Source organism: Bdellovibrio bacteriovorus HD100 (assembly GCF_000196175.1).
GTDB classification, from domain to species: domain Bacteria; phylum Bdellovibrionota; class Bdellovibrionia; order Bdellovibrionales; family Bdellovibrionaceae; genus Bdellovibrio; species Bdellovibrio bacteriovorus.
Window position 1 is genome coordinate 656,262 of the sequence record NC_005363.1, and the last position, 15,309, is coordinate 671,570.

Consider the following 15,309-nt stretch of genomic DNA (forward strand, 5'->3'; position numbering starts at 1 on the left):
GAAGCACTGGTGGGCAGTTTAAGTGAGTTGGTGGAACACCTGTTGGAAAACTTGAATTACCGTCACGTAACTCGGTTAAGGCCTTGCGAAGATAATGCCGAAAAGTACCCTATGAAAATACGCAAGATGGTACGTAACGGAATGTTTCTGTGGTTGTTCTTATTTGGGCTGAAGGCCGTGGCTTCGCCAACGACATTGAACTATCAGGGACGTATTCTTAAAACTGACGGAACGGCGCTGGAATACAACAATGTCAGTTTCGCTTTTGAACTTACCAACGTCAGTGGTTCTTGCATTTTCTATCGTGAACAGCGAAATGCCGTCAATATGCAGGGATCCAAAGGGGTCTTCGACATTCCGATCGGCGAAGGCACCAAGCTGTACCCAAGCACTCCCGGTTACAGTCTGCGCGATGTTTTTAATAACTCCATTGAACATGATTGTGATGGCGGAGCCAAGTACACTCCATCCCTGGATGAGGTGCGTATCTTGCGCGTGCAATTCCATGATGGTGTTGGCTGGAAGGCCATCACACCGAATAACACCATTCGCTCAGTTCCTTTTGCGAACTATGCATATTCAGCCGCCAAACTGGGCGATAAAAGTGATATTGATTTTGTCCTGAAGTCCGCTGTCAGTACCTGTGCCGCCGGTCAGTATCTGACCTTTAACGGAACAGCTTTTGTCTGTCAGAACGATGCGGGTGGGGCCGGGATGGTTTCTGATGTGAACGTCAGTGCGCCACTGGTCAAGGGCGGGACCGCCAGCATCCCTGTGATTTCCCTGAACGTGGGCACAGCTGCAGGCACTGTGGCGGCTGGTAATGATGTACGTTTTTTAAATGCAGAAAAAATCCGCGGGCTGGATGTCAGTGCGACAGCGCCGACGATGGGTCAGGTTTTGAAGCTGGATGGCGCCAACACCTGGGTGCCTTCGACTTTGGGGACAGGCGATGTTTCCGGCTTGAGCGCGGCTTTGAGCAATAAAGTTGATGCGACAATGTTCCCTGCGTCCTGTACGGCGGGGCAGTCGTTGGTGTTTGTAACACCGGCAAATAAGTTTGATTGCTATAACATTTCCATCACCGAGGCCCAGATCACAGGCACGATTGCCGGGGCAAAAATTTCCGGCGACATAAGTGGCAAAGCCAGCGGTCTGACCGCGACCCTGCCTGTGGCCCAAGGGGGCACGAACAGCAGCACGGCTTTGAACGACAACCGCATCATGATTTCCAGTGCGGGTAAAATTGTGGAAGCTCCGGTGATGACTGACGGTCAGCTTTTGATCGGTAAAACCGGAGACGCTCCGCAGGTGGCGAATTTGGTGGCGGGTTCGGGTGTGACGATTGCCAATAGTCCTGGCGGCATCACAATCAGTGCCACGGGCGCGGGTGGCACTATCACTAGTGTCACCGCGGGCACCGGGCTTTCTGGTGGTGGCAGCTCCGGGGGAGTGACTTTGAATCTGGCCAACACTGGTGTGGGCGCCGGGACCTATGGAACGGCGACGAAAGTTCCGCAGTTGGCGGTGGATGCTCAAGGGCGCCTGACCTCGGTGTCTGAAGTGACTATTTCCGGAGTGGCTCCGGCGGGTACTGCGGGGGGCGATCTGGGGGGAACTTATCCCAATCCGGATGTCGTAAAGTTACGTGGCAAAACTATTTCTGCGACGGCGCCGACTGCCGCAGGCCAAGTCCTGCGCTATGATGGCACCGGGTATGTTCCCAATTTCCTAAGTCTGGCGGACATTCGTTCGACGGTGACTCCGGCCAATACCATCTTTCCTTCCACCGCTTGTACGGCCGCGCAAACTTTGACTTGGTCTTCGCTGACGGATTCTTTCACCTGTCAGTCGATTTCGATCACGGAATCAAATATCACCGGAACGATTGCGGCAGCAAAAGTGGACTTTGGTTCCCAGTCGGCCGGTACTTTCTTTGCGGCACCAGCAGGGGGGGGCGGGGCTCCTGCGTTCAGAGCTTTGGCTTCCACGGATCTTCCGGCGGGGGCATACGACAGTTCTTATTTCAAACAAGGTGGCAACAGCTTTGGAACAACGGCTGTTTTGGGTACCAACGACGCCAACAGCCTTGGATTTGAAACCAATGGTACAACTCGCATGACGGTGAGCTCAGCCGGAAACGTGGGGATCGGCATGACTCCTGTCCATGTTTTGGATGTGAGCGGTTCCACCATCAACATGGGGCGCTTCACCTCCAGTGATACCGGCGGTTCGCGTCTGGCATTGGCATCGTCAAGTGCTGGAGGCAAGACCTGGAATTTGGTTTCGACGGGGTCTGGCAGTGCTGGGGGCGCTGGTTCTTTGGTCTTTGCAGACTTTTCCACGAGTGGTACGGGTCAGTTTATTTTCAAGTCCGACTCCTCGGTGGGGATAGGGACTGTCAGTCCTGCAAGCACGGTGCATGTTCTGAAAGCTCAGAACGCCACGACCGAATTGCGTGTGGAAAACAACATGGCTGCCGGGAACACCTCGGCGCAGGCAACCGTGCAATTGGTCGGAACGGGGGTTAGCGGGCAGCTGTCCGTATATCCGAATGATCACACTTCGGCGCAATATCAGGACCGTTTGGTTTTAGCTTCAAACAGTTCCGCTACAAATGGTTTGCTTTTGACTACCAACACCGTGGCACCTATTGACTTTGCTGCCAACGGCAGCACGACTCCGCATATGCGTGTAAATTCCGACGGGAATGTGGGAATTGGTGTCACGACCCCAACAAAAATATTGCACCTGCAAAAGGATCAAGGCGCTGACACGGCCTTGTTAATTAAAAATACAAGCACCGCGGATCTGGCCATGGCCGCTGTGGATCTGGAGTCTGACGGCAACGGAGCGCAGCTGATCAGTTATGGTACGGGAGTGACTGGGAACTGGGGGGGCGGCACTATTCCCAAAGCGGATTCTGTGATGCTTCGTACTTACACGACCAATCCCGCGGCAAACTTCGGTGTCGGGACGGGCAGTGCGCATCCATTGCATTTGGTAACCAGTGATATTCCCCGCGTGACGGTCACGGCGACAGGAAGTGTCGGGGTTGGATCAGTCTCGCCGATCACCAGACTCTCGGTGGCGGATGCTTATCTGGGGGGGACGGACAACTCCGGAATGGGGATTTCAGTTCTCGGTGCGGCAAATGACTTTGCCGGGATCACGGTGTGGGACCGCGACGAGGACAGCGGCACCATCAACGACGGCGACGCCACAATATATTTTGGTGACGATATACAGGACAGCCTGCGTTTTGCTTACAAAGGTTCAGGTTTGGCGATGTCAGAGAAAATGCGAATTACCAGCTCGGGCTATGTCGGGATTGGAACGACATCACCGTCTTATCCCTTGGATGTCACAGGCTCCCTGCGTGGAACCACGGTGATCAACGGGGGATTTGATTTTGTATTGGGAACAAATAACCAAGTGGATCGCGGCAATACCGGCAGCTCCCGTGCACTGGTGAAAGACACCGGGGCGACTTTGCATTTGAATTATCAGGGAGATTTCACGGGAGGTGTTCAGGTGGGTAGTCTGCTGCGACCTCGCACGGACAACGCCTTTGATTTGGGTACCACCACTTATCGCTGGAAAGCCGTCTATGCCGTGAACGGAACCATTCAGACTTCAGATCAGCGTTTGAAGGCCGAAGTTCAGGATCTTTCGCAAGGGCTGGATTTTGTGATGGCCCTTCAGCCAAAGTCCTATAAGTGGAAGTCTGATCAAAACGATCCCGCAGCCAAAACCCATTGGGGTTTTATGGCCCAGGAGCTGGAAGCACAAGTCAAACGCAGCACTGCCAGCGCTGCGCCGGTGGGACTGATTCATCACGAAACCAATTCAGACTATTATGGTGTGAACTATTCAGAACTGATTGCGCCGGTTGTGAAGGCTTTGCAGGAACTTTATCTGAAAGTCCTTGGCGTCAGCGACCGTATGGATCAGCTTGAAAAGGAAAACCAGAACCTGAAGAACGAAAATCAGGAAATCAAAGCCTACCTGTGTGAGAAGGATCCTCAGGCCCGGATCTGTAAATAGAGCTGAGGGTCTCATTTAGAGACTTACATTTGAGAAAGTAAATGCGAAATGACTTGGAATGCGAGTAATTACCAAGCGTTGGACCTTTCGTTCCGAGACAGAACTGCCGATAAGACAGTATGGAAAAAACGGCACGTCTTGGAATATTTCTTGGGATCCTATTGTTGGCTCAAAGTCTTTTTGCGTCGCCCAAAACCCTGAACTATCAAGGTCGCATCCTGCGCAGTGATGGAACTGCATTAGAGTACAACAACGTCAGCTTTGCTTTTGAGTTCACCAACGAAACGGGCACGTGTGTACTTTACCGAGAACAAAGAAACACCATCAATATGCAGGGATCCAAAGGGGTGTTCGATATTCCTATTGGAGAAGGCACAAAACTTTATCCTTCCACCATCGGCTATTCCCTGCAGGATGTCTTTAATAATTCCATCACTCATACCTGTGATGGTGGTGCCACTTACACTCCCGCTGTGGATGCGCTCAGAGTCTTAAGAGTGCAGTTTCATGACGGCAGCGGTTGGAAGGCGATCACTCCCAACAATATCATTCGCTCTGTTCCCTTTTCCAACTATGCTCACTCGGCGACTCTTTTGGGTGACAAACTGCCGACGGATTTCGTTCTTAAGAATTCCATTTCAACTTGTGCAAGCGGCCAGTATCTGACCTATGATGGCGCTGATTTCGTCTGTCAAAACGATGCCGGTGGAGCTGGCATGGTGTCGGATGTAAATGTCACCGCGCCGTATTTGGCGAAGTCCGGAACCGCCAGCATCCCGGTGATTTCTGTCAACGTGGGTACAGGTGCAGGCACTTTGGCTGCCGGGAACGATGCGCGCTTTCTGAACGCAGAAAAAATCCGGGGACAGGATGTCAGTGCGACTCTTGCAACATCCGGCCAGGTTTTGAAGATGAATGGTTCCAGCACCTGGGTGCCGGCGACCTTGACCTCTGCTGATATTTCCGGATTGACGACATCTTTGAATAACAAAATTGATGCGACAATGTTCCCGGCGTCCTGTACGGCGGGGCAGTCCCTGGTTTTTGTGACTCCGGCGAACAAGTTTGACTGTTATAGTATTTCTATCACCGAAGCCCAGATCACCGGATCCATTTCCGGGGCCAAGATTTCTGGGAATATTTCCGGAAAAGCTTCTGGGATCAACGGCATTTTGCCGGTCAGCGAAGGCGGTACCGGAAGTGGTGTGACCCTGAACAACAACCGCCTGATGGTTTCATCAGCGGGTAAAATTGTTGAAGCCACAGCTTTGACTGATGGACAGATTCTGATTGGAAAAACCGGCGATGCCCCACAAGCTGCCAACATTCAGGCGGGTTCCGGGGTCAGCATCACCAATGGGGCTGGCGGGATCACCATCAGCGCCACAGGCACCGGAGGCACCATCACAGGAGTCACGGCCGGAACCGGTTTAAGCGGTGGTGGCGGCTCGGGCAATGTGACCTTGAATCTGGCCAACACGACTGTCACGGCAGGCACCTATGGAACGGCCACGAAAGTGCCGCAAGTGGTGGTGGATGCGCAAGGGCGTCTGACTGCCGTGACCGAAGTCACGGTTTCCGGTGTGGCCCCGGCGGGAACAGCCGGGGGCGACCTGGGTGGAGCTTATCCGAATCCGGATGTGGTCAAACTTCGTGGCAAAGCCATTTCAGCAACGGCGCCGACAACGGCCGGTCAGTTGCTTCGCTATGATGGAACGAACTATGTTCCCAACTTCCTAAGTCTTGCAGATATCCGTTCGACGGTGACTCCGGCCAACACTATTTTCCCGGCAGCGGGTTGTGGTGCGGATAAAACTTTGAACTGGTCCGTATTGACTGACACCTTCACCTGTCAAAACATTTCGATCACAGAAAGCGGGATCTCAGGCACGATTGCTTCAGGGAAACTGAACTTCGGAACTCCGGCAGCTAAGACCTTCTGGGCGGCTCCGACGGGGGCGGCGGGAGCTCCGACGTTTAGAACTCTGGCGGCAGCGGATCTGCCGACCAGCGGAGTTTCAGCGGGTACTTATTCTTCCGTGACGGTGGATATCTATGGGCGTGTGACCGCGGCGACAAATCCAACCACGGCTGCGGGCTATGGAATCACCGATGCGTTTATTCAGAATGGAAATTCGTTTGGGGCCACTGCGGTGTTGGGAACGAATGATGCGCAAAGCCTGCAGTTTGAAACAAACGGAGCGGCTCGCATGACTTTGCTATCGACCGGTGCTGTGGGCATTGGTACGACGGCACCGACTTCCAAATTGCACGTCGTAGAGCAGGGAAATACAACTGTCCAGGCTGATGCTTACGGGGCCGCTTCGCCTTATTTCTTCGGAAGGCAGGCCGGTGGTACCGTCGGAGCACCTACAAACAGCACCATCAATCGCTGGTTGGTCGGGATGGCTGGGGCAGGATATGGAGCCAGTCAATTTGCGAGTTCTTCCACGGGTGTCGTGGCGGTGTTTGCGGAAGAGGACTTTACAAACACTTCGATGAAAACAGGAATTCAATTCTGGACAACGCCAAGTGGAAGTGTCAACAAAGCGGAACGCGTGCGTATTACTGGTGATGGAAATGTGGGGATTGGAACCACCAATCCGACGGCGGACCTGGTGGTGACCGACGGAGGAACCGCGGCACCGTATGTCTCTGTCGACAAGCTGGCCGTGATCGGTAACTCCAATACTGTGCTGCAGGTGACGGCGCCCAACACGGCAGCTTCAGCGCTTTACTTCTCGGATCCTGACAGCCGCGATCCAGGCGGGATTTCTTATTCACACACCAATGATCAGATGTCATTCAGAGCAGGTAACGCCTTCCATATGTTCCTGGGAAACACGGGGTATTTGGGAATTGGAACGTCCAGTCCCGAAACCGACCTGCATGTTTATAGCTCTGGTAACAGCGGGGCTTTGCATCCTCAGCGTGCGGGTGTCATAGCGGAGGCCGAAGGTGCCGATGTGGGCGCTCGATTCGCGGCCCGTCACTATGGACCGACTGAAGTTCCGATGTTTATCGCATACAAAGCAAAAGGTACAAAGGCCGCACCGACTGCTGTGACGACAGGAATGGGGCTGATGGCGCTGGTGCCAGCGGCTTATGATGGTACAAACTGGGTGAACAGCAGTGGCTCGACGGATTCAATGACAGTTCTTTCCACTGAAGACTGGTCCGCGACCGCACGTGGAAATAAGATTAATTTTGCCACCGTGGCCAATGGGACCACTCAAGGCTTGGTTCGCATGACAGTGGATAACAACGGTCGAGTGGGTGTCGGAACCTCGGCTCCGGCGACCCACCTGCATGTGAATTCCGGTGATGCCTACACGACGATTACCAATCAGAGCACAGCCGCCGGGGGCCAGGCTTGGAGATGGTACTCATCTTCGACGGGAGCTCCGCTGGGTGCCAATGCCATGTGCTTCGGTGTGGGCACATGCTTGTTTACTTTGAAAACGGATGGGACAGCGGTTCTGGCCGGGACTTTGACTCAAGGATCAGACCGTCGTTTGAAGCGTGATATTGCGACGATCAACAGCGCGTTGGATTCTATTCTGCAAATCAACGGGGTGACTTATAACTGGATCGATCCGTCCAAGGGTGACCAGCGTGAAGTGGGTTTGATTGCCCAGGAAGTTGAAAAGGTCTTCCCTGAAGTGGTCAAGACGGATGCGAAGGGCCTGAAGTCCGTGGCCTATCAGAATCTGGTGTCGCCCATTATCCAGGCGATCAAAGAGTTTTATTCTGAATGGCAAAGCGATTCGCAGACTTTGCACGCAAAAGTGAATCAGCAGGAAAAAGAGATCAGCGCGTTGAAGGAAGAAAACAAAGCCCTGAAATCGCGCGTGGATCAAATCGATGTGATGAAAAAAGCACTTTGTGACAAGGACGCTTCGTTGGAATTCTGCTCGAAATAGGTTTTGCTATTTGCTGCCGCTCAGGATCTTTTGAATCCACGGAAGGGCGTGGGATACGGCAGCATATCCACCGACCGAGGATCCCTTGGCGCGGAATCCAGAACAAGCCGAACCCCAACTGACCACACCAACTTGTATTGCATGACCATTTTGCTGAAGGACTACAGGTCCTCCGCTGTCACCTGGGCACGAGGACTGTTGATGCTTGAAAGTGTCAATGCAGAGTGTTTCCGGCCCCAGCTCGTAGTCTCTCTTTTTCGGGAAGTCATCCAAAGCACACTGGCTGCGGGGAAGCAAAGGTGCTTCCAGTTTTTTCAGCCGGGGGCTTTCTTTAAGTCCTTCGTTGTCCGTAAGACCCCATCCGGCGATCAAAACCCTTTGGGTTGAAGTGCCTAAATCAACAGCGTTCAATTCAATGGGCTTGATGTTGGTGACCGCTTCGGAAAGTTCGATCAGAGCAATATCAGATTTTGGCCAGCTAAAATCAGGATGAACTTGGATAGAGCGAATTTTTAAGGAACGACCATCCTGCCCCGACTGGGCAATGCCACCAATAAACAGCATCAATTTGCCGGGGGCCACGATGCGCTGGCGAGTTTCGGATTCATCCTCAAGCACGCAGTGAGCCGCCGTCAGCACCCAGCGGGAAGCGATCAGGCTGCCTCCGCAGTGGTGAGAGATGTAATTTTCCTTGGGGTCATTAAACCAGATATTGACCATAAATGGGAATTCACCCGCAGAAGCGATTTCCCCGCCAATAATGGCCGGGGAGTCGGTCCCCGTTTGTGTCAAAGGTTGTTGCACGGGCTGGCAAGACACCAGCATCAGGACTGAAAGAATCATAAAGGGAAGCTCAAGACGGAACATGGATTTGTCATATTCGAGTCTTGCTTGGACTTCACATGAAATAGTTGGGACGGCGTAGGACTTGTATATTTTTCCCAATTCAATTCAGCGTGCCACGCACCTAAGTCTTAAATTGAGAGTCTGGCATTCCACAATCTCCCATCAGTCGTTCCTTATCCTTAGGGTGTTGACTCGCTTGTGAGTGAACGCTGCAATAAAGCTGATGAGATTTAGAATGATAAAACAACATGCCTTAATTTTACTTATGACTCTGTCATCCGCTCCTGTGCTGGCGGCGAATGTCTATACATTTGCCGACTGTCTGGATCTGGTGAAGAAAAACAATGCCGAACTTGTCGCTGCCGAGCAGAGCCTGGATTCGGCCCGCTACAACCTGAACGCTGCTTACAGCAACTATCTGCCGCAGATTTCCGCGAACCTGGGATATCAAAAAGGCGAGACCGATCAGGTGGAAAGCGAAGGCTATACGGCGACTTTGAATGCCACTCAGAATGTCTTTAATGGATTTTCCGATATGGCCAAGGTGTCAGAAAATGAGGGCAAGCTGAAGGTGGCCGAAGCCAGCCTGCGCACGGTAAAGGCAAAAATCAGCTATGATCTGAAATCCGCTTTCGCCAATGTCATTTATGCCCAGGAATCCCTGAAGCTGACCAAAAGTATTCAGAAACGCCGGGCAGACAATTTGAACATGGTTGAACTGCGTTTTCAAAGCGGGCGCGAGAACAAAGGTTCGGTGCTTCTGTCCAAAGCCTACCTGAAACAAGCCCAGTTGGATGTGCTGAAAGCCGAAAACTTCTTTAACACCTCTCGCAGCTCCCTGATTCGTGTGACGGGTTTAAGTCCCGATGCAGAATTTGAAGTTCAAGGCAGAGCCCCGGAAAGCAATCCTCCCTCTGTGACTCCATCCTTTGCAAAGCTTGCAGAGCAAACCCCGGAACGCCAACAGGCCCAAGGGCAGATTCAAAGTGCCGAAGCGGGTTTAAGCAGTTCCCGATCTGAATTTTTACCGTCTTTGGATTTAAGTGGCTCTGTGGGTAACACGGGGGAAAGCTGGTATCCGGACCGTGATCGCTGGAGTGTTGGAGCCACCTTGTCCTGGTCTCTCTTTTCAGGCGGTAAAGACTATTTCACCAACAAGAGCGCCTTCGCTCAAAAGCTGGTCGCCGAAAACACCTGGAAGAATTCAGAACTTGAAATCATCGTGAAGCTTCGCCAGGCTTTCGCGGAATTCACTGAAGCGGTAGAACAGGTCAAAGTCAGCGATGCCTTTGTCGAAGCGGGCAGCGTGCGTGCCGAAATCGGGCGCAGCAAATACAACAATGGTCTGACGACCTTTGACGACTGGGACAAGATTGAAAATGATCTGATTTCCTATCAAAAGGATCAGACCTTAAAACGCCGTGATCGGGTGGTGGCGGAAGCCAACTGGGAAAAAACACAAGGTGTAGGAGTGCTGCCATGAAATCATCAACCAAGAAACTAAGCTGGATCCTGGGGGGCCTTGTCGTCGTTGTCGCTGCGGGCTTTTACCTTTGGAAAAAGGAAGATGGCAATGCGCCGGCCTTTCGTGAAATCCCGGTCACCGCAGGTGATTTGGACGTGACGATTCTTTCCACGGGCACGGTGCAACCGAAAAACCGCCTTGAAATCAAAGCTCCGGTTGCGGGCCGCATTGAACAGATTCTGGCCAAAGAGGGCCAGCAGATCCGCAAGGGTCAGATCCTGGCCTGGATGAGTTCCACCGAACGAGCCGCCATGTTGGACGCCGCCCGCGCACAAGGGGCGGCAGAGTACAAAAAATGGTCGGAACTTTATCTGGCAACGCCGGTGATTGCGCCGATTGCAGGAACTTTGATTCTGAAAAACGTCGAACCCGGCCAGACCTTCACCAACACCGATGCCATTTTTGTGATGTCCGACCGTTTGACGGTGAAAGCACAGGTGGATGAAACGGATATCGCACAAATCAAGCTGAAGGAAAAGGCGACCATCGTTCTGGATGCGTATCCGCAAAGCCCATTGCCCGCGACCGTGGATCAGATCGCCTTTGATGCGACCACGGTTAATAACGTCACCACTTATCTGGTGGATGTGATCCCGGACAAAACCCCGGACTTCATGCGAAGCGGGATGACGGCGAATGTGACTTTTACGATCGCTTCAAAGAAGGGTATTTTGCTGGTGCCAAGTGAAGCCTTGCGTGTCAGTCAGGGGCGCACCGAAGTTCTGGTGAAAGTACCAGGCTCCAAGCCTGCTCTGCGTGAAGTTCGCACGGGCATCACCGATGGTCGCAATACCGAAGTGGTGGAAGGCTTGGATGAAGGTGATGTGGTTTTGGTGACTCAGTTCAAGCTGGGCGAAAAATCTGCCGGTGGTTCCAATCCATTTGGTCCGCCGTCAACTCCACGCCGGGGCCGCCAATGATCGATATCAAAGGCATACGTAAATCCTATCAGATGGGCGACACGAAAGTGGACGTTCTGAAGGGCATCAGTCTGAAGATTGAGCGGGGGGATTTCGTGGCCATCATGGGCCCCTCAGGTTCCGGCAAATCCACGCTGATGCACATTCTGGGGCTGTTGGATGTTCCCAGTGAAGGCAGTTACAACCTCAATGGCCGTGAAGTGGCGGATCTCAGTGAAGACGAGCTGGCCATTGTTCGCCGGGAAGAAATCGGTTTTATTTTTCAGCAGTTCAATCTGCTTCCGCGCATGGAAGCCTGGCAAAACGTGTCCCTGCCGCTGATTTACAGCGAGGATGGGTTTAGCTATGACAAGGCTCAAGCGCTTTTGGATAAGGTCGGCCTGGCGGAAAGAATCCATCATAAGTCCAACGAACTTTCCGGGGGCCAGCAACAGCGTATCGCCATTGCCAGATCGCTGATCAACAATCCCCGTATTATTTTCGCCGATGAACCCACGGGAAATCTGGATTCAAAGAGCGAAAAAGAAATCATTCAGATCCTGCACAAGCTGAACGATCAGGGGATCACCGTCATCGTCGTCACCCACGAAGAAGAAATCGGCCAGCAGGCCAAGCGTTTGATCCGTCTGCGTGACGGTGTGATTCAATCCGACGAGCGCCTTCAGGCATTGCCCGCGGCGCCCACAACCGCGCAGGAAAAACGACAGGAAAAGACGGCAAAATGGCCGGTGCGCGAGATGATTGAGCATCTTCATCAGGGATTCCAAACCCTGGCGGCAAACAAAGTCCGCTCTGGACTTTCCATGCTGGGGATCTTAATCGGAGTCGCCGCCGTTGTGGGAATGCTGGCGCTGGGGACGGGTGCTCGTCAAAGCATTGAAAAACAATTGTCCTCTTTGGGTTCGAATCTTCTGGTCCTGCGCGCAGGCAATGTGCGTGTGGGCGGGGTGATGCAGGAATCCGGTGTGCGCATTCGGATTTCTTTGGATGATGTCAGCACGATTAAAAATCAAATCAGCGGAATCAAGGATGTGTCGCCATCGTCTTCAGGACGCGGGCAGATCACTTACCTGAATAAAAACTGGAATACACAGGTCATGGGTGTGGCGCCAGCCTATGAACAAATGCGCGCAAGCACGCCGATTTTTGGCCGCTTCTTTTCCGAGGAAGAAAATCAGCGCCGCACTCTTGTGGCGGTGATAGGAACCACAGTGGCCCGCGAGCTTTTCGGAGAAAAGTCCCCGATTGGCGAGATGATTAAAATCAACAAAGTGAATTTTCGAGTGATCGGGGTTCTGCCGGAAAAAGGAGCCGCAGGTCCGCAGGATCAGGATGACCGGATTCTGGTTCCCGTAGTGACGGCGATGTACCGCCTGTTTGGAAGAAACTATGTGGACTCGGTGGATATCGAAGTTCGCGATGCCGCTGACATTCCGGAGGTGCAGGATTCACTGCAGGAGCTGATGAACAAACGCCATCGGGTGCCAGTGTCATCGCAAGGCGATGCGTTTAATGTTTTCAATATGGCCGATATTCAACAGGCGCTGAATTCCACCAGTCAGACCTTGTCGATGCTGCTGGCGTCGATTGCGGCAATTTCTTTGGTGGTGGGTGGTATCGGGATCATGAACATCATGCTGGTGTCCGTGACGGAACGAACCAAAGAAATCGGCCTGCGCAAAGCCATCGGTGCCCGCCGCCGGGATATTCTTTTGCAGTTCCTGGCAGAATCCATTGTGGTCAGTGTGTGTGGGGGGCTTTTGGGCATAGCTCTGGGGGTTGGATTCTCGCTGTTGATTTCCAAGGTTCTGGGGTGGTCGACGGTGGTTTCTGCGGGCTCCGTGATACTTTCTTTTGGATTTTCTGCCCTGATTGGGATCGTTTTCGGCAGTTATCCAGCCAGCAAGGCGTCAAAACTGCACCCAATTGAAGCGCTTCGATATGAATAACCGGAAAAAATGACAGAAAAGGCAATCTTGACTGTCTTTAGGGGCCTTCATCCGTTAGAACTTCCGCATTAAATAAACCACCGGAGGTTCCTATGAAGGCTTTATTGATCGCCGCTTTGATGTTTGTTTCCGCACCTGCATTTGCTGGAAAAATGAAAGAAATCTATATCATGACGACGGATAGCATTCTTGAAAACTTCGGTTTCGATGATTCTCAAGTTCAGATTGATGACTACAAATTCGTGACTGTTGAAGGTGAAGATCTGGCAGTTCAAACGACTGTTCGTGTTTACTACACTCGTGCAGTTTACACTTGCGTGACCACTTTCAAAAAAACTGAACACTTCTACGACGTAAAAAATCTGCGTTGCAAATAGTAGTTCCGCAGCACATTTAGAAAATAAAAAAGGGGCTGAGAAGCCCCTTTTTTCATTCTTAAAGACCCCGAAAGGTCTTTTGAATTTAGCCCTTTTCTTCCGGGCCGCCGTTGATGTCTTCTTTCAGTTCTTTACCAACTTTGAAGAACGGAAGTTTCTTTTCATCGACGTTGATGATTTCGCCAGTGCGTGGATTACGACCCTTGTAGGCACCGTACTGACGGTTCACAAATGAACCGAAGCCACGGATTTCAATACGGTCATCGCGCATCAAAGCTTCCACCATAGAATCGAAAATAGTGTTTACTACAGTTTCTGCTTTTACACGGGTGATACCCGCTTTTTCAGAAATCAAATTTATCAAATCTGCTTTTGTCATTCTGACCTACTTAAAGTATTGATAACACTCTCGATTATACAGAAGAGAAGGGGGCTGACTACCACTTTTCAATGATTTAACTCAATGCTTCTTATACAGACCCGTGTTGAGCAGGATTTTACGGTAAGCATCAAGCACGGACTGGACCATTTTGGCCGTATCAAACAGGTCAACGACCTTCTGGCGGGCCCGATCGCCGATCTCATCCGCCGGCATGGTCCCTGAGAAGATCTCGACCAATAGGTTCGACATAGAGTCCACATCCGCCGGGCGAAGCAGGAATCCATCCCGTCCGTCCTCGATAATATTGGCGATTGGGGACACTTCCGAGCCCAAAACGACCTTCTTTTGGGCCATTGCTTCCAGGGTGGAGGGCTCAAAACCCGTGGTTCGGGAGCCCATATTCACAAAGGCATCGCCCAAAACGATATAATCTTCCAGCTCTCCGGCCGGAATCGCTCCGGTCAGAATCACGCGGTTCCCCAGGGCCAGGTTCAAAACCTGGAATTCAATGTCTTTGAATTTCGGGCCGTTGCCGACCAACAACAGGTAACTGCCTGGTTTTTTGATGGCGACTTTTTCAAAGGCCCGCAGCAAAGGGATCACTTCCTGCACATCGGTCATGTCGGTGATTGAAACGGCGACGTGGGCATTTTCAGGAATTCCCAGTTTCTTACGCAATTCCAGGGACTTTTCTTTCGGCGTCAGGTCTCCAAGTTCAATCCCATAAGGCACCGTGTAGGTGTGGAAATCCGGATAAAGATAATATCTTTCCAGAATAATGCGCTGCTGGGGATTGGTGACAAAGATGCCGTCGGCGGTGGAAAGCAACTGACGGTCCCCACCATAGTAAGTGGTCAGAAATTTATACGCCGTTGCGACCGCCGTGGTCAGCATGCTTCCCAGTGTGTCTTGCTTCATCGCCAAAATGGCAAAAAGCTGGGACATCTGAGTCGCTTCAACGTCATAGGCCACCGCCACTTTGAAATCATCTTTGCGGGTGGCGATGCGATAGCCGGACTTATCAATGCTGTGGACGATGTGAAACGGGTCTTCCTTGTGCAGTTGTGCAAACTTCTGACGAACAGCCATTTGGAAGTTCAGATGCGAAAGATTTTTCGCACCTTCGTGAAGATAAAACACCTTCACGCCATCACGGGTGACTTCCGGTTTTTTCAGTGCAGAACTGGCGGCAAGAACTGTGACTTTGTGGCCTTCGCGGGCCAAACCACGGGCGATCGGCCACAAGAAACCATGATCGGTGGCACGACTGAGAATCGGAAAACGTTGGGACGTCAGACAGATATTGAGTGTTTCCGGCAGTCGGGACTTTTTGGCCATGA

At 52.2% G+C, this 15,309-nt stretch carries 9 protein-coding genes; 6 read left to right on the forward strand and 3 right to left on the reverse strand.

The window, feature by feature from the left end:
• Positions 1 to 111 precede the first annotated feature (111 nt).
• Together BD_RS03230 and BD_RS03235 are read left to right on the forward strand one after the other, a co-directional pair.
• Positions 112 to 4,047: a tail fiber domain-containing protein gene (locus tag BD_RS03230; protein WP_157865642.1), complete on the forward strand. Its 3,936-nt coding sequence runs from the start codon at positions 112 to 114 to the stop codon at positions 4,045 to 4,047.
• Between the two features lie 119 nt (positions 4,048 to 4,166).
• Complete coding sequence (locus tag BD_RS03235) at positions 4,167 to 7,970, forward strand: tail fiber domain-containing protein (protein WP_011163266.1); 3,804 nt, start codon at positions 4,167 to 4,169, stop codon at positions 7,968 to 7,970.
• Between the two features lie 6 nt (positions 7,971 to 7,976).
• On the opposite strand, the gene BD_RS03240 is transcribed toward BD_RS03235, so the two are convergent.
• Positions 7,977 to 8,813 carry a S1 family peptidase gene (locus BD_RS03240; RefSeq protein ID WP_231839270.1) on the reverse strand — a complete coding sequence of 279 codons (837 nt, stop codon included), beginning with the start codon at positions 8,811 to 8,813 and terminating at the stop codon, positions 7,977 to 7,979.
• 268 nt (positions 8,814 to 9,081) lie between these two features.
• Between BD_RS03240 and BD_RS03245 the strand changes: the two genes are divergently transcribed.
• From BD_RS03245 to BD_RS03260, 4 genes are all read left to right on the forward strand, one after another.
• On the forward strand, positions 9,082 to 10,299 hold the full coding sequence (locus tag BD_RS03245; protein WP_231839271.1) for a TolC family protein: 1,218 nt from the start codon (positions 9,082 to 9,084) through the stop codon (positions 10,297 to 10,299).
• Positions 10,296 to 11,261 (forward strand): efflux RND transporter periplasmic adaptor subunit, encoded by a 966-nt coding sequence (locus BD_RS03250; protein WP_011163269.1) that lies wholly within the window; start codon positions 10,296 to 10,298, stop codon positions 11,259 to 11,261. The genes BD_RS03245 and BD_RS03250 overlap by 4 nt, the downstream gene beginning before the upstream one ends.
• Positions 11,258 to 13,210, forward strand: coding sequence for an ABC transporter permease (locus BD_RS03255; RefSeq protein ID WP_011163270.1), 1,953 nt, complete (start codon positions 11,258 to 11,260; stop codon positions 13,208 to 13,210). The genes BD_RS03250 and BD_RS03255 overlap by 4 nt, the downstream gene beginning before the upstream one ends.
• Positions 13,211 to 13,302: 92 nt before the next feature.
• Positions 13,303 to 13,587, forward strand: coding sequence for a hypothetical protein (locus BD_RS03260; RefSeq protein WP_011163271.1), 285 nt, complete (start codon positions 13,303 to 13,305; stop codon positions 13,585 to 13,587).
• 85 nt (positions 13,588 to 13,672) lie between these two features.
• On the opposite strand, the gene BD_RS03265 is transcribed toward BD_RS03260, so the two are convergent.
• Both BD_RS03265 and BD_RS03270 read right to left on the reverse strand, forming a co-directional pair.
• The gene (locus BD_RS03265) at positions 13,673 to 13,966 is read right to left on the reverse strand and encodes an HU family DNA-binding protein (protein WP_011163272.1); all 294 of its coding nucleotides are present in this window, start codon (positions 13,964 to 13,966) and stop codon (positions 13,673 to 13,675) included.
• Between the two features lie 81 nt (positions 13,967 to 14,047).
• Positions 14,048 to 15,307 carry a glycosyltransferase family 4 protein gene (locus tag BD_RS03270; RefSeq protein ID WP_011163273.1) on the reverse strand — a complete coding sequence of 420 codons (1,260 nt, stop codon included), beginning with the start codon at positions 15,305 to 15,307 and terminating at the stop codon, positions 14,048 to 14,050.
• Between the last annotated feature and the right edge of the window lie 2 nt (positions 15,308 to 15,309).

Coding starts and splice junctions, on each gene's coding strand:
- BD_RS03230 (WP_157865642.1), top strand. CDS start 112: ATGAAAATACGCAAGATGGTACGTAACGGAATGTTTCTGTGGTTGTTC.
- BD_RS03235 (WP_011163266.1), top strand. CDS start 4,167: ATGGAAAAAACGGCACGTCTTGGAATATTTCTTGGGATCCTATTGTTG.
- BD_RS03240 (WP_231839270.1), bottom strand. CDS start 8,813: ATGATTCTTTCAGTCCTGATGCTGGTGTCTTGCCAGCCCGTGCAACAA.
- BD_RS03245 (WP_231839271.1), top strand. CDS start 9,082: ATGACTCTGTCATCCGCTCCTGTGCTGGCGGCGAATGTCTATACATTT.
- BD_RS03250 (WP_011163269.1), top strand. CDS start 10,296: ATGAAATCATCAACCAAGAAACTAAGCTGGATCCTGGGGGGCCTTGTC.
- BD_RS03255 (WP_011163270.1), top strand. CDS start 11,258: ATGATCGATATCAAAGGCATACGTAAATCCTATCAGATGGGCGACACG.
- BD_RS03260 (WP_011163271.1), top strand. CDS start 13,303: ATGAAGGCTTTATTGATCGCCGCTTTGATGTTTGTTTCCGCACCTGCA.
- BD_RS03265 (WP_011163272.1), bottom strand. CDS start 13,966: ATGACAAAAGCAGATTTGATAAATTTGATTTCTGAAAAAGCGGGTATC.
- BD_RS03270 (WP_011163273.1), bottom strand. CDS start 15,307: ATGGCCAAAAAGTCCCGACTGCCGGAAACACTCAATATCTGTCTGACG.